Origin of the sequence: Xanthomonas sp. WHRI 10204 (assembly GCF_040202875.1) — a bacterium.
GTDB lineage: Bacteria > Pseudomonadota > Gammaproteobacteria > Xanthomonadales > Xanthomonadaceae > Xanthomonas.
Genome location: NZ_JBEGDW010000004.1, coordinates 422,599 through 448,958, shown reverse-complemented (window position 1 = coordinate 448,958; position 26,360 = coordinate 422,599). Strand labels below are relative to the sequence as shown.

The following is a 26,360-nucleotide window of genomic DNA, read 5'->3' as shown; positions in this document are numbered from 1 at the left end:
GTTGCACGACCCATCTCAACTGTTCGGTGCCCCGACCCCATGCCCACCTCCTTGCCGCTGACCTTGCACGACGACCGCCTGTTGCCGGCCGACCCCGGCACGCGGGCGATTGCGCGCCGGTTGTATGCGCAGATCGCCACGCTCCCCATCATCAGCCCGCACGGCCATACCGACCCGGCCTGGTTCGCGACCAATGCCGCGTTCGCCAATGCCACCGAACTGTTGCTGGTGCCCGATCACTACGTGTTCCGCATGTTGTACAGCCAGGGCATCGACCTGGATGCGTTGGGTATCCCGCACGCCGATGGCACGCGCGCACCGGTGGACCCGCGCGCGACATGGCGCGTGTTTGCTGCGCACTACACGTTGCTGCGCGGCACGCCGTCGGCGGTGTGGCTGAATCATGTCTTCCACACCGTCTTCGATCTGCGCATCCGTCTGGATGCTGGCACTGCCGATCATTACTACGACCACATCACCGCCGCGCTGCAGACGCCGGGCTTTCGTCCGCGTGCGCTGTTCGAGCGTTTCAACATCGAGGTGATCGCCACCACCGAATCGCCGCTGGACACGCTGCAGCATCACGCAACCATTCGCGACAGCGGCTGGGCCGGCCGTGTGGTGACCGCGTACCGCCCGGACCCGGTAGTGGACCCGGAGCATGAGCAGTTTGCCGGTGCGCTGCAGCAGTTCGGCGCGCTTACCGGCGAAGACGTGCTGACCTGGCCAGGCTATCTGCGCGCGCACCGGCAACGTCGCGCATTCTTCGCCGCGCACGGCGCGACGTCCACCGATCATGGCCACCCCAGTGCCGCCACCGCCGACCTGTCGCCGGGCGAGGCGCAACGCCTGTTCGACACCGTGGTGCGTGGCGCTGCAACGCCGCAACAGGCCGAGTTGTTCCGCGCGCAGGTGCTGACCGAAATGGCGGCGATGAGTCTGGACGATGGCTTGGTGATGCAGTTGCATCCTGGCTGCTTCCGCAATCACAACCGGCCGTTGTTTGAGCGCTACGGATATGACAAGGGCGCCGATATCCCGATGCGCACCGACTATGTGCATGCGCTCAAACCATTGCTGGATCGCTACGGCAACGACCCGCGCCTGCGCCTGATCGTGTTCACGCTGGACGAAACCAGCTACAGCCGCGAACTGGCACCTTTGGCCGGCCATTACCCCTCGCTGCTGCTGGGCCCGGCATGGTGGTTCCATGACGCGCCGGAGGGTATGTGGCGCTTCCGCGAGCAGACCCTCGCCAGCGCCGGTTTCTACAACACGGTGGGTTTCAACGACGACACGCGTGCATTCCTGTCGATCCCGGCCCGCCACGATGTCGCGCGGCGCGTAGACAGCGCGTTCCTGGCCAAGCTGGTCGCCGAGCATCGGTTGGAGGAGGACGAAGCGGTGGAGGTGGCGATGGATCTTGCGTATCGGCTGCCCAAGCAGGCTTACAAACTGTGATGCAACCGCAGCGCTGCGTGTGCGGCAGTGATACGACGCAGCAGCAGCGTGCAACGTCGCGTCATACGCAATGCGGGGGATGAGGTCATGACCAACGGACAGTCGCCACGCGCTGCAACGTGGCGCAATGCCATGCGCGTTAGCTGCACCAACATGATCTGCACCGTCATGATCTGTGCCGGGCTTGTACTGCCCAGCCTGGAAGCCACCGCACAGACCAGCGCACCGCGCGAGCGGGTGTCGCTCAACGCGCAATGGCGCTTTCAGCGTGACGACCCGCCGGGCAATACGGTGGTGCTCGATTACGACGCGCGTCCGCAGGTGATCCGCAGCGAAGACGGCAAGATGGCCGATGCGCGCCCGGATCAGGCGCAGCAGCTGCGCGCAGCGGCCAAGGACGTGCTCAAGCCGTGGATTCTGCCAACCGCCAACGCCCTGATCGCCGACCCGGCGCAACGGCATCGGCGCCCGTCCGGCAATCCCGGCAATGACGTCGCGTATGTGCAGCCGCAGTTCGACGATAGCCGCTGGCAAACCGTGGATCTGCCACACGACTGGGCCATCGCCGGGCCGTTTCTGGTCGATGGTCCATACGGCGGCATGGGGCGTCTGCCGAGTTGGGGCATCGGCTGGTATCGCAAAACCCTGGACATTCCGGCCAGCGATCGCGGTCGCTCGCTGTTTCTCGATCTCGATGGCGCGATGTCCTATGCCACGGTCTGGCTCAACGGCAGGCTGGTCGGCGGCTGGCCTTACGGCTACAGCTCCTGGCGCGTGGACCTGACGCCGTATGCGATTGCCGGCGCGCGCAACCAGCTGGCGATCCGCCTGGACAATCCACCCGACTCGGCGCGCTGGTATCCCGGTGGCGGGCTGTATCGCAATGTGTGGCTGACCAAGACCGCGCCGCTGCATATCGCGCAGTGGGGCACGCAGCTGACCACACCGCAGGTGTCGGCGGCATCGGCACAGATCCAGCTGGCCGTGACGCTGGATAACGCTGCGCGTACTGCTGCGCAGGCGCAGGTCAGCACCGCCATCTACGTGCTCGACGCGGCAACAGGCACACGCAGTGGCGATGCGGTCGCGCAGATTCCCGCAGCGCAGATTGCCGTGCCTGCCGGCGGTAGCGCCCGCGTGCAGGGCACCGTGCAGATCGACGCACCACGCCTGTGGGGCCCACCGCCGACCCAGCAACCGCATCGCTACGTGGCGGTGACCGAGGTGCGCCAGCGGGGGCAGGTGGTGGATCGCTACGAAACCCCGTTCGGCATCCGCAGCATCGTGTTCGATGCGGACAAGGGGCTGCTGGTCAACGGCGAGCATGTGCCGATTCGCGGGGTGAACAACCATCACGATCTCGGCGCGCTCGGTGCCGCGTTCAATGTCCGCGCCGCCGAGCGGCAGTTGCAGTTGCTGCAACAGATGGGTGCCAACGCCATCCGCATGAGCCACAACCCACCCGCACCGGAGCTGCTGGAACTCACCGATCGTATGGGCCTGCTGGTGGTGGACGAGGTGTTCGACAGTTGGGAGATGAAGAAGACGCCGCTGGATTTCCATCTGGTATTTGGGCAATGGCATGAGCCGGATCTGCGCGCGATGTTGCGACGCGACCGCAACCATCCGTCGGTGATGCTGTGGAGTGTCGGCAATGAAGTCGGCGAGCAGTACACCGGGCGACAGGGCGCCGCCATCGCGCGCACGCTGCACGCCATCGTGCATGACGAAGATCCGTCGCGGCCGGCCACAGTGGCGATGAACTACGCTTCGCCGGACATGCCATTGCCGGCCGCGCTGGATGTCATCAGCCTTAACTACCAGGGCGAGGGCATCCGCGATGCGCCGGAGTTTGCAGGCACCGAGCGCATCCGCAAACCGCCGCAATACCCGGCGTTTCATGCCGCATTTCCGCACAAGGCCATTGTCAGCAGCGAAACCGCGTCGGCCTTGAGCAGCCGCGGCGTGTATCTGTTTCCGGTCAGCCCGGACATCAGCGCGCCGGTGCGCGACGGGCGCGGCGGCGACTCGGTGGCGCATCAGGTCAGCGCCTACGAGCTGCATGCGGTGGACTTCGGCTCCAGTGCCGACAAGGTGTTTGCGGCGCTGGATCGGCACCCGTATGTCGCCGGCGAATTCGTCTGGACAGGCTTCGACTATCTGGGCGAGCCCACGCCGTATTACAGCTCGCGCAGTGCATATTCGGGCATCTTCGATCTGGCGGGGTTTCCCAAGGATCGCTACTGGTTGTATCAGGCGCGCTGGCGCCCGCAGCTGCCCATGGCGCATCTGCTGCCGCACTGGAGCTGGCCCGGCCGCGAGGGCCAGGTGACGCCGGTGCATGTGTTTACCTCCGGCGATGAGGCCGAGCTGTTCGTCAATGGTGTCTCGCAGGGGCGCAAGCGCAAGCGCGCGCTGCACTACCGGCTGCGCTGGGACGATGTGGTGTACCAGCCCGGCGAGCTGCGTGTGCAGGCCTACAAGGACGGCAAGCCGTGGGCCAGCGACCGCGTGCAGACCGCCGGCCGCGCGGCGCGCCTGCAGATCACGCCCGACCGCAGCCGCATCGACGGCGACGGCCGGGATCTGAGCTTCGTCACCGTGCAATTGCTGGATCGCGACGGACGTCCTGCGCCCACCGCCGGCGACCGCCTGCGGTTTCGGATCGATGGCCCGGGCGAACTGGTCGCCACCGACAACGGCGACCCCACCAATCTGGAGTCGTTCGCTTCGCCGCAACGCAACGCCTTCAACGGGCTGTGCCTGGCGATCGTGCGGGCGAAGGCGGGCGCACGCGGCACCATCACACTGCATGTCGAATCGGACAGCCTGGACGCCGCGCAGGCGCAGATCGTGGCGCAATGATGGGATTGCGCATGACCTGTCGCCTGCAGCACCTCACCTTGGAACCTGCCATGCACACGCACCTGCCCACTCTTGCAACCCTGTTGCGCATTGCCGTTGTGGGCATCAGCGCGATCGCCGCCCTGCCCGCAGCCGCGCGTTGCGATACCGCCAGCACATCGCTCAAGCACGCGTATGCCGACGGGTTCTTGCTCGGCACTGCGGTCAATGCCGACATCGTCTCCGGCAAGGACGCCGCGGCCGCCGCATTGGTGGCCTGCCACTTCAACGCGGTCACCCCGGAGAACGTGATGAAGGCCGAGGTCGTTGCGCCGCGCCCGGGCGTCTTCGACTTTCGTGCTGCAGATGCGTTCGTGGACTACGCGCAACGTAATCGCCTGTTTGTGGTCGGGCATACGCTGGTTTGGCACAACCAGACCCCGGACTGGTTCTTTGTGGACGCCAAGGGCAAGCCCAACAGCTCAGCCGCGCAGATCGAGCGCATGCGCGCGCACATCGCAGGCGTGGCCGGGCGCTACGTCGGCAAGGTGCAGGCCTGGGATGTGGTCAACGAGATCATCGACGAAGACGGCAGTTACCGTTCCACTAACTGGGTGCAACGCGTGGGCGATGGCGACACCGTGGTGCGCAATGCGTTTACCTTTGCGCAGCGGTATGCGCCGGACGCGGAGCTCTACTACAACGATTTCAATGCATGGCGGCCGGCCAAGCGCGACGGCATCGTGCGCATGGTCAAGATGCTGCAACAATCCGGCATCCGCATCGACGGTGTCGGCATGCAAGGGCACTGGGGGCTCGACTATCCCAGCCTGCGCGATATCGAAGACGCCATCGATGCCTACGCCGCACTCGGCATCAAGGTCATGATCACCGAGCTCGATGTGGACGTGCTGCCGCTCACCAAGGAAGGCCAGGTTATCGGCACCGGGATGGCACACAAACAGTTCCAACTGCCAGAATTCAAGCGCTTTCTGGACCCCTACCGCGATGGGCTGCCGCCTGCTGTGCAGGCACAATTGCGCGACCGCTACGCGGAGCTGTTCGCACTGTTCTGGCGCAAGCGCGACAAGCTTGCGCGCGTGAGCGTGTGGGGCGTCAGCGACGGCATGTCGTGGAAGAACGATTACCCGGTGCCAGGCCGCACCAATTACCCGCTGCTATTCGACCGCAATCACCAGCCAAAACCGGCGCTGGATGCGGTGTTGGCGGTGCCTGCGAGCGCTGGTCGATAGTCGCGCTCGCCAACATGCACGGGGACCCTGCCGCCGCATGATGGCATGATGCACTCACCTGGATTTCCGGACTTCCCGATGCGCTTGCCGTCCTATCTGTTGTTGGCCGTTCCGTTGTTGGCGATTGTCGCTGCCTGCACCAAGAAGGATCCGCCGCCGCCGCGCTTCCCAGCCATCGGGCATGTGGAAACGTTCGATCGCCGCTTCGGCGAGGTGGTTGCCGCAGACGCGCGGATCGAGAAGCTCACCGAAGGCTTCACCTGGTCCGAAGGCCCCGCCTGGGTGCGCAACGGCGGCTATCTGTTGTTTACCGATGTGCCGGAAAACAAGCTGTATCGCTGGTCCGAAGAGGCCGGCCTGTCGGTGTTGCTGTCGCCCTCGGGCTATGTCGGCCCGGAGCAGGCCACGCTACGCGAAGCCGGTGCCAACGGGCTGTATGCCGAGCCCGATGGCACCGTGTTGCTGGCCGACTCCGGTACCCGCATCGTCGCCAGGCTCGACCCGGCCACACGCAAGAAAACACCGCTGGCTACCAGCTTCGATGGCAAACGTTTCAACAGCCCGAACGATGTGGTCCGTCGCACTGACGGCGTGGTGTTCTTCACCGACCCGCCGTACGGCTTGAAGGATCTGAACGACTCGCCGGTCAAGGAGCTGCGTTTCAACGGCGTCTATCGTCTGGACACCGACGGCAGCGTGCATCTGCTGGACGACAGCCTGAGCTTCCCCAACGGCATCGCGCTCTCGCCCGATGCGCGCACCTTGTACGTTTCCAATTCCGATCCGGAACGGCCGATCTGGATGGCGTACGCGCTCGACGCGCGTGGCGCGGTCACCAGCAAGCGTGTGTTCGCCGATGCCTCGGACCTGGTGGGCAAGGACTCGCCAGGACTGCCGGACGGCATGGCGGTGTCCGCCGACGGTCACTTGTTTGCCACCGGCCCCGGCGGCGTCATCGTCTTCAACCCGGCCGGCCAACGCCTGGGCCGCATCGAAACCGGCGAAGCCATCTCCAACTGCGCCTTCGGCAACGACGGTCACACGCTCTACATGACCTCGCACGCGATGCTGGCACGCGTGCGGGTCAAGGCGCTGGGGTTGCAGTTTGTGCGGTAGCACCTATCGGGCGACCAAACCTTAGCCCATCCAGTCGCCGCTCTTGTAGGAGCGGCCCTGGCCGCGATGCAGCGTTACCGATAGCCCCGCATGACCAGTCGCTTTCCCTTCAAGCCACTCCTGCGATTCGACTCGGCTGTCGCCCACACTGCTTAGCGCATGGCTTCCGCGTCACCCAACATCAACACATCATCCAGCTCCGGCCCACCACCCCGGTTGCCGCTGCCCGCAACGATGTAGAGATCGTCGCCGACTGCTGCGGCCTGGGTGCCGTGACGCCCTTGCGGGAGTGCGGCCAGCGCTGTCCAAGTAGATTTAGCCGGGTCGTAGGCTTCTACCTCGTCGTGCGCTTTGACCTGACGCATGCTCTCGCCACCGATGATCAGCAGCTGGCCATTGCGCACGATGGCGGCGGTGCCCGCACGCTGTGTCGGTAAGGCCGCCGGCGCGACTGACCATGTGCCGCGTTGAATATCGTAGATGTCCACTTCCGGAATCGTCTGCGCCAGGGTGTTGCCGCTTTCATGCGCGGACCTGCGCCCACCGGCGGCATACAGCTTGCCGTCGATCACTGCCGCATGAAAATGGTCGCGTGCGTGCGGGGCGTCGGCCAGCTGCGTCCACTGCTGGGTCTTGGTATCGAAGGCGTCGAGCCACGGCACATAGCCGCTCATGTGCCCGCGCGTGTTGCCGCCCACCAGATACAGCACGCCCTCATGCGCAACTGCGCCTGCCGCGCCACGCCGACGGTGTGCGGGAATCTCTGGCCCCACCTGCCAGGTGTCGGCCTGCGGATCGTAGATCAGCATGTGGGTCAGCGAGGCTTCCTCCGGGTAATCGCCGGTAAATCCGCCTACAAAATACAGCTTGCCCGACACCACCACTGCTTGCGCGTGGCTCACCATCAGCGGTGGCGCACTTCCTTGCGACCAGCGACGCGTTCGGGTGTCTAAGATATCCAAGGGCCGCTGGTCGCGCCCGCCGATCAGATACAACCGCTCGCCGATGGCCACCATGCTGTTCTCGTGACGTGCATGCGGTGGGCTGTCGGCGTGGATCTGTTTCCAGCTCTCGCCTGCAACTATCTGATCGTGCGATGCCCGCTCTACAGCACACGCGTCCTCGACCGGCAGTGCAAGGAGCGGCGCGGCGAACGCGACGGCGGTGATGACGGCGAGTGCTGACAGTTTCAAGGCATGTTCCCTCTGATGACAACGTGTGATCGAGTGTATCGGCACGACGATGCCACGTCTTCGCTGCGAGCAGGCTGATCCATAGATGATCAATCGCGGTTCGATGAACAATTCGAGGTGGTCAGTCTTTCGCGAGCATGCAGCAGCGCGTGTTCGCATCGCCGCTTCAGGCGGCTGCCATTCAATCGACGACATACGCGGTGCACCGCAGGCTTGTGGCAATCATTGGCTGATCTGCTGGGTCATCGTGCAGCATCGACGTATGGCACCGAGGAGTACGCGTCATTCTTCGACGATTAGTTGATTGGCGTTGCGCGGGCAGTCGCTGCAGCGCATGCAGCACAGACAGGTCAACGAGAATCGACCGCTACACGTCTTCACGTAGGCTGCATCGCGGATGCGAACACTACCGGTCACGCTTCCTGTCAGGACTCTTCGCATGGCGCGCACTGCTACGACGCACACGGTTGATCTCTCACCGCCAAAGAATGTCGTGCAGGCGGCGGCACGCGGCCTGAAGCTGCGCGAGCAGCATGGGCGTGGCGGCACCGCGATTGGTGTGGCGCGGGCACGCGATCTGTCCGCGCAGAAGTCGCTATCTGCACAGACGATACGGCGCATGCATTCTTACTTCGCACGTCACAACGTGGACAAGCAGGGCAAGGGGTGGGCAGATGCCAAGGCACCTTCGGTCGGGTACATCGCCTGGCTGTTGTGGGGCGGCGATGCCGGGCAACGCTGGGCAGAGCGGATGTTGCGACAGCTGGACGCGCAAGCCACCACCAAGACGGCCACCCCATCGAAGCGGAGCACCAGCGGTACCGCTGCCGGAGGCAAGAAGGCGGCGACCAAGACAAGCGCAGCCAAGAAAGGCGCACCTAAAAAGACCGGCAAGAAGGCCGTAGCGAAGAAGGCCACCGCTAAAACGACGGCGAGTAAAAAAGCAGCCGGCAAAAAGAGCGACGCGGATTCTGTCGTGAGGAGGGTTGCAAGGAAATCAAGCAAGAAGACAGCCAGCAAGAAGACAGCCAGCAAGAAGACAGCTAGCAAGAAGACAGCATCAAAGAAGGTGGCGACCAAGAAGGCTGACACTCGCAACAGCGTTGCAAAGAAACGTGGTACTGCGCGTAGTGCAAAGACGAGCGGCACGAAAAAGGCCGCGCCTTGGACCAAGCCCAATCCGGTCAAAAAGTCGGCCTCAACGTCGCTGTCCTCTACCCAGAAAGCCAAAGCCAAAAAGCGCGCCAAGGCAGCCGGCCGGCCGTATCCGAACCTGGTCGACAATATGGCAGTGGCTAGCAAGCGCAGCAGCACCAAGCGTGCGACTAAGTCGGGCACCACGAAGAAAGCGGTGGCAAAGAAATAGCAAAAGCCAGCGGATATCCGCCATCGGGTCACGCTGCGTCAGCGTCAGAAGCGTGGCCGCAGCAGAGTAGCGTTGCGGCCTTATCAAGCCAGGCGGCCGGCAAGCGTTGCCAGCAATCGTCATCTGGGCATTAGTGGCGGGTACGGCGCGGCGCAACTTCAGCGGACGTATGCGGCATACCGATCCGAGCACCGACCCTGCCTGTTCGCCGACGACGCTAGCGGTAGGCCAGCTTCGCTACGGGGCGGGTCGGTGCCGCTTGCTATCGCCGCGGCATCGGTCCGAGCAGTACTTCACCTCGTCCCAGACCTTCTCCCACTTCTTGCGCCAACGGAATGGCCGCCCGCATTGCACGCAAACCTTCTCCGGCAAATCCTGCTTTTTGCGCATTGCCATGGCGATGGTGGTAACGCATGTCCTGGTGAAAACGGAGGTCAAGCATGTCACAGGTCCACAAAAAATTTGCTAGCGGAGCCTGAGGAAGGTAGATGAATTAAGAGAGGTGTCGACCTCCTCAAAGGAGCAACTACGCCTCTTGTGGTAGATAAGCAACAACCGCTTCCTTGATCCTGTCGGCTAGACCATAAATATCATCAATCGAGCTGATATCGATCTGTTCCTCCTCCTTATTCTGATTGAATACGCCAATCCGCAACTTTTGAAGATTATTGAAGCGGAGTCTGCAAATAGGTTTTCGGTTGTTATCGTCAAGAAGAACTGCGCAATAGCTTTGTGCATCTCTCATGAAGACTCGCTTTCCAGGCACGAGTTCACGCACGATGGCGCGGACAACATGAAATCCCTCGATTTCCTCTGGAGTGGTAACTACCATGGCGTCAGACGAAAGGTTTGATGCTGCCGATGCAGCCTGCTCGGGAACAATAGTTGGAGTGTGCTCATTGATAGAAATTGCCTCGGGCGCCATCGCACCCTTCAGTCTTTCATTGATCCTTTCGCTGACAAGCTGCTCAAAGGCTCTGCGTGTAATGGTTGTGAACTGTTCTCGTATGGCAGGTGTGAAACGTCGACTTCCAATAAGCTCAGCTGAGACCAGTTTGACGAAATCTTCGGTTGGCTGATGCATCAATTCCGCAAGTCGTGTCTGAATGGCTCGCGTGTACTTTAATTCGTTGGCGGTCGTCAGGATTGTGTCAAGATCGAAAGCTGACTTGGCAAATTTCTTCAGTTCTTCAACGTCGCGATCCTTGAAGTCCAGCACGTTGAATTCGAAGAATGGCTTTTCATCCATCTTGTTCGGCTGCTCCAGGTCCGTAAAGAACCGATAGACCAAACCGTTTGTAAGCACTCCAAAACGTGCTGCAGTAACGTGGAAATAGCGGAAAAGTTGACTGGCGTGATTAATGCTTAACTCTGCTCCAGCTTTCTTGCATTCAAATAAAATGATGGGTTTTCCATCACGAAGAATTGCGTAATCTACTTTCTCTCCCTTCTTCGTTCCAACGTCAGCTACGATTTCCGGTGTGACTTCTAGGGGATCAAAAACGTTGTAACCTAAAATCTGTATAAGAGGCATCACCATGGCATTCTTGGTGGCTTCTTCTGTCTGAATCAATGCTCGTGTTGTGCTTATGCGCGTTGCCAGAACACGTAATTGATCAACAAAATCCATGTGGCTTGCTCCGTTCCCCGTTGTTTTTGTCTTCTACCACAGCCTGCGTTGACATGGGAAGTCGCCAACTTTTAATAGATGAGGTCGCTTAGTTCTTTACCGCTCTCACAAAGAGTGATCGCTCGACCCTTCTCTATTGAGTAGCTGTGCTCCTGAGATGCCTGACATTGTCAGCAGCCCTGTCGTTATGTCAGTTGCTGGCGGTGTAGTCTTTGGTGGTGTCCAATTGCGTCATGAAAGAGCAAATCATGATCCAGCTTTCAGAGCATGACCAAACCATCCCAATCCTGCCCAGCCGCTCGATTGCGCAGACGCTGGCGTTCTATCGGCAGCTCGGGTTTGAGGGCGATGCGCATCCGCATGATGCGGGATACGCGATTATGCGGCGTGGCGCTGTGGAGCTGCATTTCTTTGCGCATCCGGATCTCGACCCGGCTGCTTGTTATGCGGGGTGCTATCTGCGGGTGGGTGATGTAGATGAGATCTACGCGGCGATGCAGTCGGCGGCACTTCCGCAGCGCGGCATTCCGCGGATCGACCCGGTGGGCGACAAACCTTGGGGGATGCGCGAGTTTGCGATTGTGGATGAGAGCGGCAATCTGCTGCGGATTGGTCAGGTCATTGCAGACGGGTAACCGGGCAGGGATTGACGACGCTGGAGCATCGGATTCGACTCCCGTCGACAGCGCTCGACGGCAATGCTGACGCTGGTGCCGCGTCAGACTGCATGCCCGCTGATCTGCCATCGCGTCATGCAGTGGCGCATTGCGCATCGCAGCGCTTTCAAATCGATGGCCGACATATCGCTGGCCGAAATGGCGCCCTGAGCATCCGCTAGACAACACGCATCGCGACAAGCGCTTTCTCCACGTCGTGCGGCGTCGCGGTACCCAGCGCGGCATACGCGGTGGTCAGCGCTGAAGAAAACCGCACATCTGCAGACAACGGTGCGAACACGGCATCCAGCTTGAGAAACAAGGCGATGTCATGGCCGGCATCGCCGGTCGCTTCGCGTCCCAGCGCGCTGAGCACCTCGCTCAAGGGATCGATCAGCGCGATGCCGGTATGCGCCTGCCTGCGAACGAACTGCAGCCACGCGGCCAGCGGCAGGCAGAGGCGGTCGATCTGTTGGCCTGCAGCGAGCGCGTCGCCGATCGTGGAGAGCAGCCGCACGGGAACTTTTTGTGAGCCGTCCCAGGCGATCTGTGCCAATAGATGGCGGATGGCGGGATTGCGGAACCGCGCAAGGATGGCATCGCTGTAGCGCTGCGCGTCGAAGCCCGGCATGGGCTGCAGGGTGGGGGCGATGTCCTCGCGCATCAGTGTTTCGACAAAAGCTGCCAGTGGCGGCTGACGCATGGCGTCGGCCACGGTGTCGCGCTCCAGCAAACTGCCGAGGTAGGCGAGCGCGGAATGCGGGGCGTTGAGCAGGCGCAGCTTGGCGCGCGCGTAACCGGCGATGTCGTCGCTCAGCACGACACCGGCGCGCTCCAGCGCAGGACGTCCATTGCAAAAGCGATCTTCGACAACCCACTGGGTGTAACGCTCGCGCTGGATAGGCCATGCGTCGGACTGACCGAGTTGTGTTTGTACCTGCTGGCGCACCGCATCGTCGGTGGCAGGGGTGATGCTGTCGACCATCGAGCGCGGAAAGCTGACGTGCTGGTCGATCCAGGCCGCAAGCGCGGGATCGTGCTGGCCTGCAAGCGTCACTACCGCGCGACGCAGCAGGCTGCCGTTATCGGCCAGGTTGTCGCAACTCAGCGCGGTGAACGGTGCGATGCCACGCTGCATGCGCTGCTGCAGGCCGGCCACCAGATAGCCGATGGCGCTGCGGGGTGTGGCGGGGCTGGCGATGTCGTGCACGATATCGGGGTGACTCAGATCCAACGTATCGCCGGCCAGGCAGTAGCCTTTTTCGGTGATGGTGAGCGTGACCAGGCGCACCGCTGGGTCGGCGAGGCGTGCGAGCACGGCGGCGTGTTCGTCCGCAGCGCACAACACTTCGCGAATGGAGCCGATGACGCGCAGCTGAGGCGTCTCGTCGAGCAGGGCGAGTGTGTAGAGACCATCCTGCGGACGCAGGGCGTCGCGCACCTGTGGGCTGTGCAACGAGACGGCGCTGATCGCCCAACTTGGGTCGGTGGCAAGCAGGTCATCGATGTAGACCGCCTGATGCGCGCGAAAAAAAGCGCCAGCGCCCAGATGCACGATACCGATGGTGGTGGCTGCAGTGTCGTAGCCGGGCATGATCACGGTGGGTGGCAGGGCGGCGAGTGTACTGCGTGACAAGCGTGGCGTTGGCATATGGGTTTCTGCGAAAATTCTTGCCTGGTGAAGGTGCTTGGGGCCGTACCCTCACCCCAACCCCTCTCCCGGTGGAAGAGGGGCGAATGCTTTACTTTTTGTCGATGGTGAAGGCTTTTTTGGCGCGGATGTCGCTGCTGGAGGCACCAATCTGCACTTCATACGTGCCCGGATCCACGGCGTACGACTTGCGCTGCTCGTCGTAGATACGCAGGTCGGTCTGTGGGGTGATGGTGAAGCTCACCTCGCGGTGTTCGCCCGGTTGCAGGGTGATGCGCTGGAAGCCACGCAGCTCCTTGCCGGCACGTTCGCGTTGTGGTGCGAGTGGGTGCAGGTAGAGCTGCACCACTTCGTCGCCCGCACGTTGGCCGGTGTTTTTCAGGGTCATGCTGGCGCGTAGCGTGCCAGCGGCTGCGACGGTGTTGCGATCCAGGCGCAGGTTCGAATACGCAAATTGCGTGTACGACAGGCCATGGCCGAACGGGTACAGCGGTGTGCCGTTGAAATAGCGATAGGTGCGGCCGCGCATGGCGTAATCATCGAAGGCCGGCAAGCGCTCGTTTTCCTTGTAGAACGTGATCGGCAGGCGACCGCCGGGATTGGCTTGACCAAACAACACATCGCCCACCGCGCTGCCGCCGCGTTGGCCGGGATACCAGGCCAGCAGAATTGCGGGAATGTGTTGCTGCGCCCAATCGATGGCCAGTGCCGAGCCGGTGGTCAGCACCATCACCACCGGCGTGCCGGTGGCCTGCAATGCCTGCAGTAAGTCACGTTGCGGTTTGGGCAGGCGCGTGTCGGTGCGGTCGCCACCGGCAAAGCCGGGGTAGTTGACGTCCATCTCTTCGCCTTCGACATCGCCAGTGAGCCCGCCGACGAAGACCACCACCTCCGCATTGCGCGCGGCGTCCACGGCTTCCTGCAACGGTGGCTTGGCGCCGGGCATGCGCCAGGCCAGACGCACCCCCGCATCGCGGGTGGCTTCGTAATACTCCACGCGCAGGTCGTAGGCCTTGCCGGCTTCCAGGTGCACGCTGGCGTTGCCGCTGCGCATGCGCGGTGCATCGCTCCACTGGTCGATCAGCAACTTGCCATCCAGCGATAGCCGCACGCCGTCATCGGCGGCGATCTGCAGTTCGTAATCGCCGCTGACCGGCGGCAACAGCTGGCCGTGCCAACGCACGCTGAAATCGTCTTTCTCCAAGGCCTGCCCGGGCTGCAGTTCGCCACGGCCCAGCGCATCGTCGGTCGGCGCATTGCGGTCCCAGCGGAACGCAATGCGCGGGTCGATGCGGGTCAGCACCGGTTGCCCGGCCAAGCTACGTCCCTTGAAGTATTCACCGGTCAATCCGTTTTGTTTGGCATCGGCGGCTGGACGCAGATAGCGCGCGTCGATCGGCGCGGCGGCATTGGGGTCTTCGCGTCCTTCCACCAGATCGCTGCCGCGCGCATACACCACCTGCGCCTGTGGCGCCGCATCGCGAATACCCTGCAGGATGGTGACCGGCGCGGCAGGCGTGCCGTAGTAATTGCCCAGCAGCGACATCGGGTCATCGGCGGTGGGGCCGACCACGGCGATGCGTTTGAGCGTGGATTTGAGCGGCAGCAGGCCATTGTTTTTCAGCAGTACCAGCGATTCGCGCGCGGTGCGGCGTGCCAGTGCATCGTGCTGCGGCGATTGATTGGCCGATGCGGGAATCTGCGCCCAGGGCACCTTGGCCGGTGGGTCGAACATCCCCAAGCGCATGCGCGTGGTCATCAAGCGCTTGAGCGAGGTATCGATGGTGGCTTCGTCGATCAACCCGGCGCGCACTGCCTTGGGCAATGCCGCATAGGTGTCGCCACAATCCAGGTCGGTGCCATGTTTGACGCCCAATGCGGCAGCAGCCTCTGGCGTGGGCACGATCTTGTGGTTCTGCCAGATGTCGCGGATCGCCGCGCAGTCGCTGACGATATAGCCATCGAAGCCCCAGTCGTTGCGCAGGATGCCTTCCAGCCGCGTGCTGGCCGAGGCGGACTCGCCGTTGACGCGGTTGTAGGCGCCCATCACCGCGGCCACGTGGCCTTCCTGCACCAAGGCCTGAAATGCGGGCAGGTAGGTCTCATACAGATCGCGTTCGCTGGGATGCACATCGAAGTGGTGGCGGTCGGCTTCCGGGCCGCTGTGCACCGCGTAGTGCTTGGCGGTGGCATCGAGCTTGCGATATGCGCCCTGCTGCGCCTGCAGGCCTTGCACGAAGGTCACGCCCATGCGCGCGGTGAGAAACGGGTCTTCGCCGTAAGTTTCCTGGCCGCGGCCCCAGCGTGGGTCGCGGAAGATGTTGATGTTGGGCGACCAGAACGTGAGCCCTTGGTAGCGCTTGTGCTCGCCGCGCGCTAGAAAGGCGTGATGTTTGGCGCGCGCTTCGTCGCTGATGGCGGTGGCCACTTCGGCCATTAGCGGGGTGTCGAAGGTGGCGGCCAGCCCGATCGCCTGCGGAAACACCGTGGCGCCACCGGCGCGCGCCACGCCGTGCAGCGCTTCGTTCCACCAATCGTAGGCGGGCACCTGCAGGCGCGGGATGGCCGGCGCGGCGTTCTGCATCTGCGCGGCTTTTTCGTCCAGCGTCATGCGCGACACCAGATCGGCGGCGCGTGTCTCGAACGGCAGTTGGGTGTCCAGATACGGCGGCGGTGTGGCCGCCTGGGTGGTGGTGCTTGCGACGGCAATCGCCAGCAGCAGGCCGGCGGCCAGGGCGCGGCGTGGGCCGGTGGTTAAACGGGCAGAGTGCGAAAGCATGGTCAGTCCTCCTTGGTGCGGTCCTGTTCCAATTCCAACCGGGCGAAGGGCCCGATCATGCTGCCGACGAAACCGCCGGCCTGTGCGGTGCTGAGCATGCTGGCGTCGTCGTCGCGGCGCAGCGATTGCCAGCCGGCGCCGGTGGCGTCGTAGTCGAAGCTGTACGCGCCACCATCGCCACTGATCTGCAGACGCAGCTGCGTGGTGGTGGCCGGGATGCGGGTGCGCGCCAGCGTGGTGGTGGTGGCGCCGGCGCGCTTGTCGACAAACACTTCCACTGCAGCGCCGTCGCGGCGCACGCCTAGCGCATACCACGCGTTGGCGTTCTGGAACGCGGCCAGCCCGGCCAGCACGCCGGCCTGCGTAGGCACCGCCAGCGCGGTGCTGGCATGAAAGCGGGCGTGTTGCTGGCGACGCGCAACAAACGCAGCCGTGCCGCTGCCCTCGAGGCCCTGCTCAGTTGCATGCAGGGTCAACCAACCGGCGCGTGCCTGCGTATCGGCCACCGCGCGTTTGGGTACGCGCAAGCTGAGCCATTCGCGTTGCAAGGTGGCGGCAGTGAAGTCGTCGTGCCAGGTGAAGTTGCCCGACAGCGGCGCCTGGTCGACAGGCGACCTTGCCCCTGCAGGTGCGTTGGCGATGGAAGGAATCGGTGTGCCCGCGGGCAGGATCGACGGCCAGCCATCGCGCCATTGCACCGGCAACAAGAACGTTTCGCGCCCGGTGTTGTAGCGCTCGCCGGAGTACGGCCGGCTGGCCAGAAACACCGCCCACCATTGTCCGTCGGGAGCTTCGACAAAATCGGCATGACCGGCATTGCTGACCGGATGCGCACGCTCGGCGGGCAGGTCGCGCTGGGTGAGGATGGGGTTGTGCGGCGAGGGCGCATACGGCCCCCATACGTTGCGGCTGCGCAGCACCACCTGCGAATGTTGCGGCCCGGTGCCGCCTTCGGCGCACGACAGGTAGTACCAGCCGTCGCGTTGATACAGGTGCGGGCCTTCGATCCAGATCGGCTTGCTGGCCAGGTCAACGCCACCGTTGAGCAGCACCTTGCGCGGGCCGGTGGACTGATTGGTGGCGATGTCGAAGCGCTGCATCCAGATCGCGCGGTGGCCTTCGTACAACGGTGTACCTTCCGGTGGGCCGTTGTTGAGCAAATACGCGCTGCCGTCGGTGTCGAAGAACAACGACGGGTCGATGCCATCGATGCTCGGCAGCCATGTGAGCGCCGACCAGGGGCCGGACGCGCGCTCGGCGCTGGCGATGAAATTGCCGCCGCTGTCCACCGACGTGCCCACCACGTAGAAGCGCCCGTCGTGATGCCGAATGCTGGCGGCGAACATGCCGCGCGAGACGCCCAGGCCGTCGTAGTCGAGCTGGTCGGCACGCTCGACCACATTGCCGATCTGCGTCCAGTGCACCAGATCGCGGCTCTCGAACACCGGAATCGCCGGAAAATACGCAAACGTGGAATTGATCAGGTAATAGCGCTCGCCCACGCGGGTGATGCTGGGGTCCGGATAGAAGCCGGCCAGGATCGGGTTGCGGTACTGACCAGCTGCCAGCGGCGTGGCGAACACCGCATCGTCGCCGCGATAATCGAACCAATCGAAGGCAACATCGGCAGTGATAGCGGCGCTGGCCTGCGCCTGCGCCACACCAGGCGCAAGCGCTGCCATCAGCAAGCTCAGCGCTGCCGGCAACAGGCGCATCACCAGTCCCACATCGCGCCGTCTTCCAGGCGTGCAATCGGCAACTGCTTGGGCACATAGGGATACTTGGCGGCGAGTTCTTCGTCGATGTCCACGCCATGCCCTGGGGTTTCGCCGCAATGCAGGCGCCCGTCGCGGAACACGTAGTCGTGCGGGAACACCGCATTGGCTTCGTCGGAATGGAACATGTATTCCTGGATGCCGAAGTTGGGCACCCAGGTATCGAAGTGCAACGCCGCGCCCATGCACACCGGCGACAGATCGGTGGCGCCGTGGAAGCCGGTACGCACCTGATGCAGGGCGGCAAAATCTGCCAGCCGCCGCACATGGGTGATGCCGCCGGCGTGGACAATCGTGGTGCGGATGTAGTCGATCAGTTGCTGCTCGATCAGGTGCTTGCAGTCCCAGATCGAATTGAACACTTCGCCCACCGCCAGCGGCGTCACGGTGTGCTGGCGAATGATCTCGAAGGCGCGCTGGTTTTCCGCCGGCGTGGCATCTTCCAGCCAGAACAGCCGGTATGGCTCCAGGTCGCGGCCCAGGCGTGCGGCTTCGATCGGTGTGAGCCGGTGATGCGCATCGTGCAGCAATTCGATTTCATCGCCGTGGTCGTTGCGCAGTTGCTCGAACAGTTTTGGCACCACGCCGAGATAGCGCGGCGTGGACCACACGGTTTCGGTGGGCAGTTCGCTTTCGGCCGGCTCGTAGGGCTTGCCGCCGCTGGAAATGCCATAGGTCTTCTTGATGCCCGGCACGCCGCACTGCGCGCGGATGGCGATAAAGCCCATCTCGCGGAAACGGCCCACTTCGTCGCTGGTTTCGGCGATATCGCGGCCGTTGGCGTGGCCGTAGACCAGCGCACCTTCGCGCGAGCGCCCGCCAAGCAGCTGGTACAGCGGCATGCCGGCCATCTTGCCCAGGATGTCCCACAGCGCCACGTCCACCGCGGCAATCGCGCTCATCGTCACCGGGCCACGGCGCCAATACGCGCCGCGATAGAAGAACTGCCAGATGTCTTCGATGCGGCCGGCGTCGCGGCCGATCAGGTTGGGCACCAGGTGTTCCTGCAGATACGCCGCCACCGCCAGTTCGCGGCCATTGAGCGTGGCATCGCCCAGCCCGGTGATGCCCGAGCGGGTGCGGATCTTCAAGGTGACGAAGTTGCGGCCCGGGCAGGTGACGATGACGCGCGCCTCGACGATCTCGCGATCGCGGGCCGAGCCTTGCAGCGGAGCAGGGGAGTCGGGGGTCTGTGACATCGTGGTCTCGCTCATGGGGAAGAGGCGGTAGTGATGGGAAGTTCGAACGGGCCGGCGGGCAGGCCGCTGCGGTCGTACAACGTGCAAACTGGGCTGTCGGCCCAGCAGTAGCGCACGCGCGTCGCGGTGATGCCGGAAGCAATGCGCAGGCTGACCTCGCGGCCCTGCAGCGTGGCGCTGGTGTAGCGGCAACTGTTGGCTGCCGCAGCGCAGACTTCAAAACCGATCGGCGCGTCGTTGCCATAACTCAGCAACGCCGCATCCACGTCATCGAAAGCGATGCGGATATTGCCGCCATCGCGACGTGCGCTGCGCGACACCGGGCCGGATGGCGCAATCGTCTCGCCATACACCACATGCCGCGCTGCACGCGCCAGGCGCCGCGCAAGTTCCTGCTTGTTGGCCGGATGGATGTCGTAGCGGTCGCCGATGTCGATGGCCACCGCCAGGCCGGCATGCGCATCGTCGGCGACGAAGCGGCGCTGCGCCTCGCGCAACTGCGCCCAACCGCTTTCCACCGGTTGGGTGGGCGGCGCGCCGTAATTGGCCAGCTGCACAACCAGCAGCGGCAGCTGCGCACCGAAGCGTGCACGCCAGTCGCGCTGCCACGCCTGCAGCAGCGCCGGGTAATGCACCGCGTCGCCGGCATTGGATTCGCCCTGATACCACAGCACGCCACGCAGCCCGAGCTGGCCAAGCGGTGCGATCATGCCGTTGTATAAGGTGGTCAGCCCGGCCGCCGACGACCACGGCGCGCGTGGCGGTGTGCCCAGTTGCGGCGACACGATCTGGTACTGCCAGGGCGCATCCAGCGGCAACGTGCTGCCATCGGCAAACTGCAGTGCACGCGATGACGCATCGCCCAGCAATCCACCACGGCGATAGGTGTTGAGCACGTTGAGCACGATGCTGTTGCGCCCGGCATGCAGGTGGCCGCGCGGCAGCGTGTAGCGGCGCGGCTGGTCGGCACCGTAGCTGCTGCCCACGCCCGTGCCATTGACCCAGGTCTGGTCCAGCTCGTCCACCGGCCCCAGCAACAGGGTCGCTTGCTGAGCGGCCTGCGCTGCGGTCAGCTCAATGCTGGTGCGGTACCAGACCATGCCGTTGAAGCCGACCAGCTGCGGTACGCCCCAGTCGTCCCATGCGCCCAGCGCCGCAGGGGCGGGTTGCCACGTGCCCGGCGCATCCGGCTGCCATGGCGTGCCGTCGCCATGCGCACGCCACCAGGCTTCCCACAACGTGCCCCAGCGTGGCGCCGCATCGGTCGGGCTGGTGGCGTAACGGGCCAACACGTCTAACGCCGGACCATTGTCGCCTGCCGCACGCAATGCCTTGTCGCCGATCCAGGCCTGCATCTGCGAGCCGCCCCACGAGGCGTTGATCAAGCCCATCGGCACCGCGACGGTCTTCTGCAATTCGCGCGCGAAGTAGTAACACGCCGCAGAAAAGTCCTTCACCGTTTCCGGCGTGGTGAGCTGCCAGGCCGCGTTGCCACCGAAGTGTGTCTGTGGCGTGGGGCTGGATTGCGCCGGGACCTTGAACATGCGGATGCTGGGGTGATCGGCATCGGCAATTTCGCTGCGCGCATCCAGCGAGCGGTGCACCTGCAATTCCATGTTCGACTGGCCCGAACACAGCCACACATCGCCGATTAATACATCGCTCACCTGCTGCGTCGCACCGTTGGGCGTGCTCGCCTGCAAGCGGTACGGACCACCGGCCGCGTGTGCAGGCAGGCGCGCCTGCCAATGGCCATCACGGTCGGCGCGTGCCTGCACCTGCTGCGCATCCAGCTGCACGGTGACGCGTGCGCCGGGCGCCGCATCGCCCCAGACCTTGATCGGTGCATCGCGCTGCAACACCACATGATCTTGAAAGAGCGCATGCAGCAACGGTGCATCGGCAGCTTGCGCAGCGTTGGATAGCATCGCCGCAGACAGCAGCACCGCCAGGGTCGTCATCACGCGCGCGCTCATTTCGGATTTCCTGGTGCGTAGGGAAATTTCAATGCCTGGTAATACGCCAGCGGATGCGCAGGCGGTACCACGCCGGCCGGCAATGTGCGCCCGGAGACGCCCTGAAAATAGGCAATGCTGGCATCGCGCCACCACTGTGCTTCGTCCTGCTGGATGGCTAAAAAATCGCGCACCTGCTGGTAGCGCGGCGCATCGATCTTGCCTGCCAGGCCTTGCCAGGTCGCACGCATCGCACGCACTTCGTCCACGCCATGGTCGTAATGCCACACCAGCTCATCCCACAGCGGCCGCCCGGAGCCCATGCGCCGGTCCCACGGCACATGGTGGAACCACAGCAGGGACTGCTCGGGCACGCGCTGCACATCGCCGAACACACGCGCTACCGGGGCGGCGTATTGCGCCACCGCATTGCTGCCGCTGGCGCTGCGATCGAAGCCAATGCCGTTGCGATCGGCGCGGTGGTAATACACCGGGTCCCAATCCGGCCGCTCGCTGCCCGCATCCCACGGCGCCGGCCCGTAGTGATGGCCGCGCCCCATCAGGTGGTGCAGCCCGAGCGGGGTCATGTAATCCACCACCGCCTCGCGCGAGCGCAGCATCATGCCGACCACCGGCGTTACCACCGCAGGATCGTTGGACAGGGTCATGCGCACCCAGTCCTGCGCGATGGCCTCTGGCGACAGCGCCGGATTCCACGCCAGCCGCCCGTAGGCATACCAGTTGGCCTGATCGAAAAGCGAGCCGCTCCAGTTGCGATCCGCCCCGATATTGGCCACGCCGGCAATGCCGGTGAGGCGCGGATGCTTGCCAGCGTTGAACAGCGTGCCGTCCACCGTTTTTGCCACCGTCGAGCCCTTGCCGCGTGCATAGGTATCGGCCTGCAGGGTCTCGGCAAACAGCGTGCCCAGATATGCCAGATGGGTGGAAAAGCCCAGGTACTCCTTGGTGATCTGAAACTCCGGCATCAGCGGTGTCTTGTGCATCGCGCCGAACAACGGATGAAACGGCTCGCGCGGTTGAAAGTCGATCGCGCCATTTTTGACCTGCACGATCACGTTGTCGCGGAAGGCGCCGTCGAGCGGGATAAACTCGCTATACGCCTGCTTGGCGCGGTCGTCCGGCTGCTCGTGCGAATACACGAACGCCCGCCACATCACCACGCCGCCGTGCGGCGCCAGCGCGTCGGCCAACAGGTTTGCGCCATCGGCATGGGAGCGCCCGTAATCCTGCGGTCCGGGCTGACCTTCGGAGTTGGCCTTGACCAGAAACCCGCCAAAATCCGGAATGCGTGCGTAGATCTCGTCGGCCTTGATCCGCCACCACTGCTGCACCTGCGGGTCCAGCGGATCGGCGGTGCGCAGGCCGCCAATCTCGATCGGCGCACTGAAGCGCGCGCTGAGAAACACGCGGATACCGTACGGACGAAACACCGTGGCCAGCGCCGCGGCCTTGTCCAGGTACTGCGGGGTCAGGCTCCAGGCTTTGGCATTGACGTTGTTGAGCACGGTTCCGTTGATGCCCAGCGATGCGTTGGCGCGCGCATAGTCGGTGTAACGCGGGTCCAGGTAGCCGGGCAGGGTCTGCCAGTTCCACAACGATGCACCGGCATAGCCGCGCTCCACCACGCCATCCAGGTTGTCCCAATGGTTGAGCATGCGCAGCTGCAAGCGCGGCGATTCGCGCACGTTCAGCGCGGTGATCGGCTGGCCGGTCTGCAGCAGGCGCAGGAAATGAAAGGCGCCATACAACGCACCCACATCGCTGCCGCCCACGATGGCGGTGGCACGATGTCCATCCACGCGCACCGTCTGGATCAGATACCCCTCACGGCCCAGATCGCCGGTTTTCAGCTGCAATGCAGCGATTTGCGGTGCGTTGGCGGCGCCGAGCAAGAGTGCGCCATCGGCAGTCACCGTGGCAGCGCTCTGCACTGCGTGGCCGAGCAAGCCCTGCACGCCGCGCGCCAGCTCATCGCGCGCCGCATGCAGGGTGGGCGAATCGCCGGCAACCACCAAGGTCCGTGCGCTTGCCTGCAACTGCGCGGCGTCGCGTACGGTCTGGTAGCGCAACCATAACTCGTAGCCATCTTCGGCCTGTACCGGTGCCGCCGGCAGTAGCACAGCACCCAACAGCACCAGACACATCAGCGCCAACGCACGCACGCTTGCGCGAGTGCGTCCCATCGGCCAAGCGCTCATGCCGTACGCTCCGATCCGGCACCAGCGGTTGCGCGCATCACCCCGCTCTGTCTGCTTCCCGGTACCATGACGTGCATCCTCATGCACGCACCCGCTGCACGCGCACCGGCAGCAACACGCATGCATCCGCCAACGTTCGTTCGCACTTGAAGAGGCCACGCTTGGAGAAGGTCAGGAAATCGGTCCGCCGCACCAGCCGCGCGACCACCATCGACGAGGTAGCGGCGCTGGCAAAGGTGTCGCCGATGACCGTTTCGCGTGTGGTCAACAACAACGGCAGCGTGCGCGATGCCACCCGCGAGCGCGTGATGCGTGCGGTCGACAAACTCGGCTACACACCCAACCTCGCTGCAAGTGCGCTGGCCGCTGCGCAGAGCACGCGCATTGCGCTGATCTACAGCGACCCCAGCGGCGCGTATCTGCGCGAGTTGCTGCTGGGCGTGCTGCGAGTCGCCTCGCGCACTTCGATCCAGCTGGTGATTGATTGCTGGGACGACCTGGACGCCGATGCCGAACGCAAGGCCGCGCGCAAACTCGCCAAGGGTGTGGCCGGGGTGATCCTGCCGCCACCGTTGTGCGAATCCCGTGCTGCGGTGCTGGAACTGGTGCGCGCCAAGGTGCCGGTGGTGGTGATCGCGTCCAATCATTTCAGTCCCGACGTGGCCTGTGTGCGCATCGATGAATTCGCTGCGGCCAAGGAGATCACCGAGCATCTGATCGAGCAGGGGCATACCCGCATCGGCTACATCGCCGGACATCCCAATCTGTCGGCCAGCACGCGGCGTTTCGAAGGGTTTCAGGCCGCGCTTGCGCAAGCCGGGCTGCGTCTGGACAAGCATCTGGTGCAACCGGGCGACTACACCTACCGCTCGGGTTTGCTGGCGGCCGAAAAGCTGCTGGCCCGCAAGCGCCGTCCCAGCGCGATCTTCGCCAGCAACGACGACATGGCCGCTGCGGCCATCTCGGTGGCGCATCGGCGTGGGCTGGACGTGCCACGCGATCTGTCGGTCGTTGGCTTCGACGACACCTCCGCCGCCACCGCCGTCTGGCCCGAACTCACCACCGTGCAGCAGCCCATCGCCGCCATGGCCGATGCCGCGCTGGACATCTTGTTGAAGACGATTCGCGCCAAGGAACGCACGTCGAAGATGGTCGATCATGTGGTCGCGCACCTGCTGGTCAAGCGGGATTCGGTAGCCGCACCGATCGCAATCGGCCCGGCCGAGTAAAAGCGGCTAGCGCACCACGGTGTCGCTGCAAGGTGGGCGCTAGCTGGGGTGTGCATGTCTCACGTGTGTTGTGCGGTTGTCGGTGCAGTGATCCCCGGACTAGAGCACCACGTTGTCAGCCATGTCGATACGTCGCGCGGTCACGTGCATCGCGTAGTGGCGCTGCACGCAGTTGCCGTGCAAGCGCGGCGTCATACGACGCGCGTGCGATGGCAAACATCAACGCGTCAGGTACTGATTGATCAGGTTTTCGTAGGCTTCCTGGCGGCCGCTGATCTGGGTCGGCAGATTGCCGGCCGCATGCTTGGCCACGTCCACCAGCGTGCTGGACCCATTGGCGAACGCCGCACCAGCGCCGCTGTCGAAGCTGGCGTAACGCTCGGCGCGCCAGGTTTCCAGCGGCGAGGATGTCAGCAGCGCATTGGCCACTTCCAGACCGCGTGCGAACGCGTCCATGCCGCCGATATGCGCCATGAACAGGTCTTGCGGGTCGGACGATTCGCGACGCACCTTGGCATCGAAGTTCAAGCCGCCCGGTGCAAGCCCGCCCTGCCGCAGCACTACCAGCATCGCGCCGACGGTGTCGTACAGGTCGGTCGGGAACTGGTCGGTATCCCAGCCGTTCTGCGGGTTGCCGCGGTTGGCATCGATGCTGCCCAGCAGGCCGGCATCGGATGCCACCTGCAGGTCATGCTCGAAGCTGTGGCCCGACAACGTCGCGTGGTTGGCTTCGATATTGAGCTTGAAATCCTGGTCCAGGCCATGCTGACGCAGGAAGCCGATCACCGTGGCGCTGTCGAAGTCGTACTGGTGCTTCATCGGCTCCATGGGCTTGGGCTCGATCAGGAAATTGCCTTTGAAGCCGATCGCGCGGCCGTAATCGCGTGCCAGGGTGAGGAAGCGCGCCATGTTGTCCTGCTCGCGCTTCATCTGCGTGTTGTGCAGGCAGGCATAGCCTTCGCGGCCGCCCCAGAACACGTAGTTTTCGCCGCCCAATTCCACGGTGGCATCGATCGCAGCCTTGACCTGCACCGCTGCACGCGCCACCACATTGAAGTCCGGGTTGGTGGATGCGCCATTCATGTAACGCGGGTGCGAGAACAGGTTGGCGGTGCCCCACAGCAACTTGATGCCGGTGTCGGCCTGGCGCTGCTTGGCGATGCCGACCATGTGGGTGAGATTGCTTTCGTATTCGCCGATGTCGTCGGCATCCGGCGACAGGTCGATGTCGTGGAAGCAGTAATACGGCACGCCGAGCTTGGTGAAGAATTCGAACGCGGCGTCGGCCTTGGCTTCGGCGCGACCCAGCGCGGTGTTGCCCGCATCCCACGGATACGCGCGCGTGCCCGGGCCGAACGGATCGGCGCCGTTGCCACAGAAGCTGTGCCAGTAGGCCACGGCAAAGCGCAGATGCTCGGCCATGGTCTTGTCGCCGATTTTCTTGTTGGCGTCATAGACCTTGAACGCGAGCGGGTTATCTGAGTCGCGGCCTTCGAAGCCGATCTTGCCGATGCCGGGGAAATATTCCTTCGCGCCGATGAAAACGGTGTTGCTCATGGGATGGACTCCTGCAGAAAGGGGGACGTCATGGGGGGAGAGGGATGGCATCGACACACAGCAGTCATGGAAGGCGTAACGGCCGGTGGCGTCGCGTCGCTGCAGCACATGCCGTCGGTCTGTGCGTGCGTGTTCTGCTTCGCAACCCAAAAAATGTTAGCGCTACCAAAAAGCCGACTGAAAAAAGCCGCGCCATACAGCGAAGCCCAAGGTGTCATGCCGATCCCAGTTGAAACGGTCCTGCGGACTTTACCCAGCCCGTCGCCGAAAGGCTTGCTGCGCTGCGAGATGCGGACTGTTCCGTGGCAGCCGGATGTGGGGATGCCGGTGATGTGCTGGCGTGCTGCCCTCACCCGCCCTTCGGGCACCCTCTCCCGCGTGCGGGAGAGGGGACCAGCAGGAGAGGGGACCAGCAGGAGAGGGGACCAGCAGGAGAGGGGACCAGCAGGAGAGGGGACCAGCAGGAGAGGGGACCAG

18 protein-coding genes are annotated in these 26,360 nt (G+C 63.9%); 7 read left to right on the top strand and 11 right to left on the bottom strand.

The window, feature by feature from the left end; all coding sequences use genetic code 11:
• Positions 1 to 39 precede the first annotated feature (39 nt).
• The 4 genes from uxaC (at position 40) to ABQZ00_RS22085 (ending at position 6,674) form a co-directional block, all read left to right on the top strand.
• Complete coding sequence (gene uxaC, locus ABQZ00_RS22100) at positions 40 to 1,461, top strand: glucuronate isomerase (RefSeq protein ID WP_323539448.1); 1,422 nt, start codon at positions 40 to 42, stop codon at positions 1,459 to 1,461.
• Between the two features lie 168 nt (positions 1,462 to 1,629).
• The gene (gene galB, locus ABQZ00_RS22095; RefSeq protein ID WP_323539484.1) at positions 1,630 to 4,326 is read left to right on the top strand and encodes a beta-galactosidase GalB; all 2,697 of its coding nucleotides are present in this window, start codon (positions 1,630 to 1,632) and stop codon (positions 4,324 to 4,326) included.
• Positions 4,327 to 4,376: 50 nt separating this feature from the next.
• Positions 4,377 to 5,558 carry an endo-1,4-beta-xylanase gene (locus ABQZ00_RS22090; RefSeq protein WP_323539447.1) on the top strand — a complete coding sequence of 394 codons (1,182 nt, stop codon included), beginning with the start codon at positions 4,377 to 4,379 and terminating at the stop codon, positions 5,556 to 5,558.
• Between the two features lie 78 nt (positions 5,559 to 5,636).
• Entirely contained in the window at positions 5,637 to 6,674 is a 1,038-nt protein-coding gene (locus ABQZ00_RS22085) for an SMP-30/gluconolactonase/LRE family protein (protein WP_323539483.1), read from the top strand.
• Between the two features lie 152 nt (positions 6,675 to 6,826).
• Here ABQZ00_RS22085 and ABQZ00_RS22080 read toward each other — a convergent pair whose 3' ends face one another.
• Positions 6,827 to 7,867, bottom strand: a complete 1,041-nt coding sequence (locus ABQZ00_RS22080; protein WP_503064308.1) for a Kelch repeat-containing protein — start codon at positions 7,865 to 7,867, stop codon at positions 6,827 to 6,829.
• A gap of 439 nt (positions 7,868 to 8,306) precedes the next feature.
• Between ABQZ00_RS22080 and ABQZ00_RS22075 the strand changes: the two genes are divergently transcribed.
• Positions 8,307 to 9,233, top strand: coding sequence for a DNA-binding protein (locus tag ABQZ00_RS22075; RefSeq protein WP_323539489.1), 927 nt, complete (start codon positions 8,307 to 8,309; stop codon positions 9,231 to 9,233).
• Between the two features lie 237 nt (positions 9,234 to 9,470).
• Here ABQZ00_RS22075 and ABQZ00_RS22070 read toward each other — a convergent pair whose 3' ends face one another.
• The gene (locus ABQZ00_RS22070; protein WP_104615202.1) at positions 9,471 to 9,629 is read right to left on the bottom strand and encodes a DUF2256 domain-containing protein; all 159 of its coding nucleotides are present in this window, start codon (positions 9,627 to 9,629) and stop codon (positions 9,471 to 9,473) included.
• A gap of 130 nt (positions 9,630 to 9,759) precedes the next feature.
• The gene (locus tag ABQZ00_RS22065) at positions 9,760 to 10,863 is read right to left on the bottom strand and encodes a type I restriction endonuclease (protein WP_055854722.1); all 1,104 of its coding nucleotides are present in this window, start codon (positions 10,861 to 10,863) and stop codon (positions 9,760 to 9,762) included.
• A gap of 248 nt (positions 10,864 to 11,111) precedes the next feature.
• Between ABQZ00_RS22065 and ABQZ00_RS22060 the strand changes: the two genes are divergently transcribed.
• A complete protein-coding gene (locus tag ABQZ00_RS22060) occupies positions 11,112 to 11,498 on the top strand; it encodes a bleomycin resistance protein (protein WP_323539481.1) in 387 nt (128 codons plus the stop codon).
• Between the two features lie 199 nt (positions 11,499 to 11,697).
• Here ABQZ00_RS22060 and ABQZ00_RS22055 read toward each other — a convergent pair whose 3' ends face one another.
• The 7 genes from ABQZ00_RS22055 to ABQZ00_RS22025 form a co-directional block, all read right to left on the bottom strand.
• Positions 11,698 to 13,170 carry a mannitol dehydrogenase family protein gene (locus tag ABQZ00_RS22055; RefSeq protein ID WP_323539446.1) on the bottom strand — a complete coding sequence of 491 codons (1,473 nt, stop codon included), beginning with the start codon at positions 13,168 to 13,170 and terminating at the stop codon, positions 11,698 to 11,700.
• 91 nt (positions 13,171 to 13,261) lie between these two features.
• The gene (locus ABQZ00_RS22050) at positions 13,262 to 15,949 is read right to left on the bottom strand and encodes a glycoside hydrolase family 3 protein (protein WP_323539445.1); all 2,688 of its coding nucleotides are present in this window, start codon (positions 15,947 to 15,949) and stop codon (positions 13,262 to 13,264) included.
• 2 nt (positions 15,950 to 15,951) lie between these two features.
• On the bottom strand, positions 15,952 to 17,643 hold the full coding sequence (locus tag ABQZ00_RS22045) for a glycoside hydrolase family 43 protein (RefSeq protein WP_323539480.1): 1,692 nt from the start codon (positions 17,641 to 17,643) through the stop codon (positions 15,952 to 15,954).
• A gap of 20 nt (positions 17,644 to 17,663) precedes the next feature.
• On the bottom strand, positions 17,664 to 18,923 hold the full coding sequence (manD, locus tag ABQZ00_RS22040) for a D-mannonate dehydratase ManD (protein WP_115529450.1): 1,260 nt from the start codon (positions 18,921 to 18,923) through the stop codon (positions 17,664 to 17,666).
• A gap of 11 nt (positions 18,924 to 18,934) precedes the next feature.
• Positions 18,935 to 20,899, bottom strand: coding sequence for a sialate O-acetylesterase (locus ABQZ00_RS22035; RefSeq protein ID WP_115529308.1), 1,965 nt, complete (start codon positions 20,897 to 20,899; stop codon positions 18,935 to 18,937).
• Positions 20,896 to 23,097 (bottom strand): alpha-glucuronidase family glycosyl hydrolase, encoded by a 2,202-nt coding sequence (locus ABQZ00_RS22030; RefSeq protein ID WP_428848970.1) that lies wholly within the window; start codon positions 23,095 to 23,097, stop codon positions 20,896 to 20,898. The genes ABQZ00_RS22035 and ABQZ00_RS22030 overlap by 4 nt, the downstream gene beginning before the upstream one ends.
• Before the next feature lie 79 nt (positions 23,098 to 23,176).
• The gene (locus tag ABQZ00_RS22025; RefSeq protein WP_238692196.1) at positions 23,177 to 23,365 is read right to left on the bottom strand and encodes a hypothetical protein; all 189 of its coding nucleotides are present in this window, start codon (positions 23,363 to 23,365) and stop codon (positions 23,177 to 23,179) included.
• On the opposite strand from ABQZ00_RS22025, the gene ABQZ00_RS22020 reads away from it, so the two are divergent.
• On the top strand, positions 23,307 to 24,326 hold the full coding sequence (locus tag ABQZ00_RS22020; protein WP_323539479.1) for a LacI family DNA-binding transcriptional regulator: 1,020 nt from the start codon (positions 23,307 to 23,309) through the stop codon (positions 24,324 to 24,326). The genes ABQZ00_RS22025 and ABQZ00_RS22020 overlap by 59 nt on opposite strands.
• Before the next feature lie 219 nt (positions 24,327 to 24,545).
• Here the strand turns inward: ABQZ00_RS22020 and xylA are convergent, their stop codons facing one another.
• The gene (xylA, locus tag ABQZ00_RS22015) at positions 24,546 to 25,883 is read right to left on the bottom strand and encodes a xylose isomerase (protein ID WP_323539444.1); all 1,338 of its coding nucleotides are present in this window, start codon (positions 25,881 to 25,883) and stop codon (positions 24,546 to 24,548) included.
• Between the last annotated feature and the right edge of the window lie 477 nt (positions 25,884 to 26,360).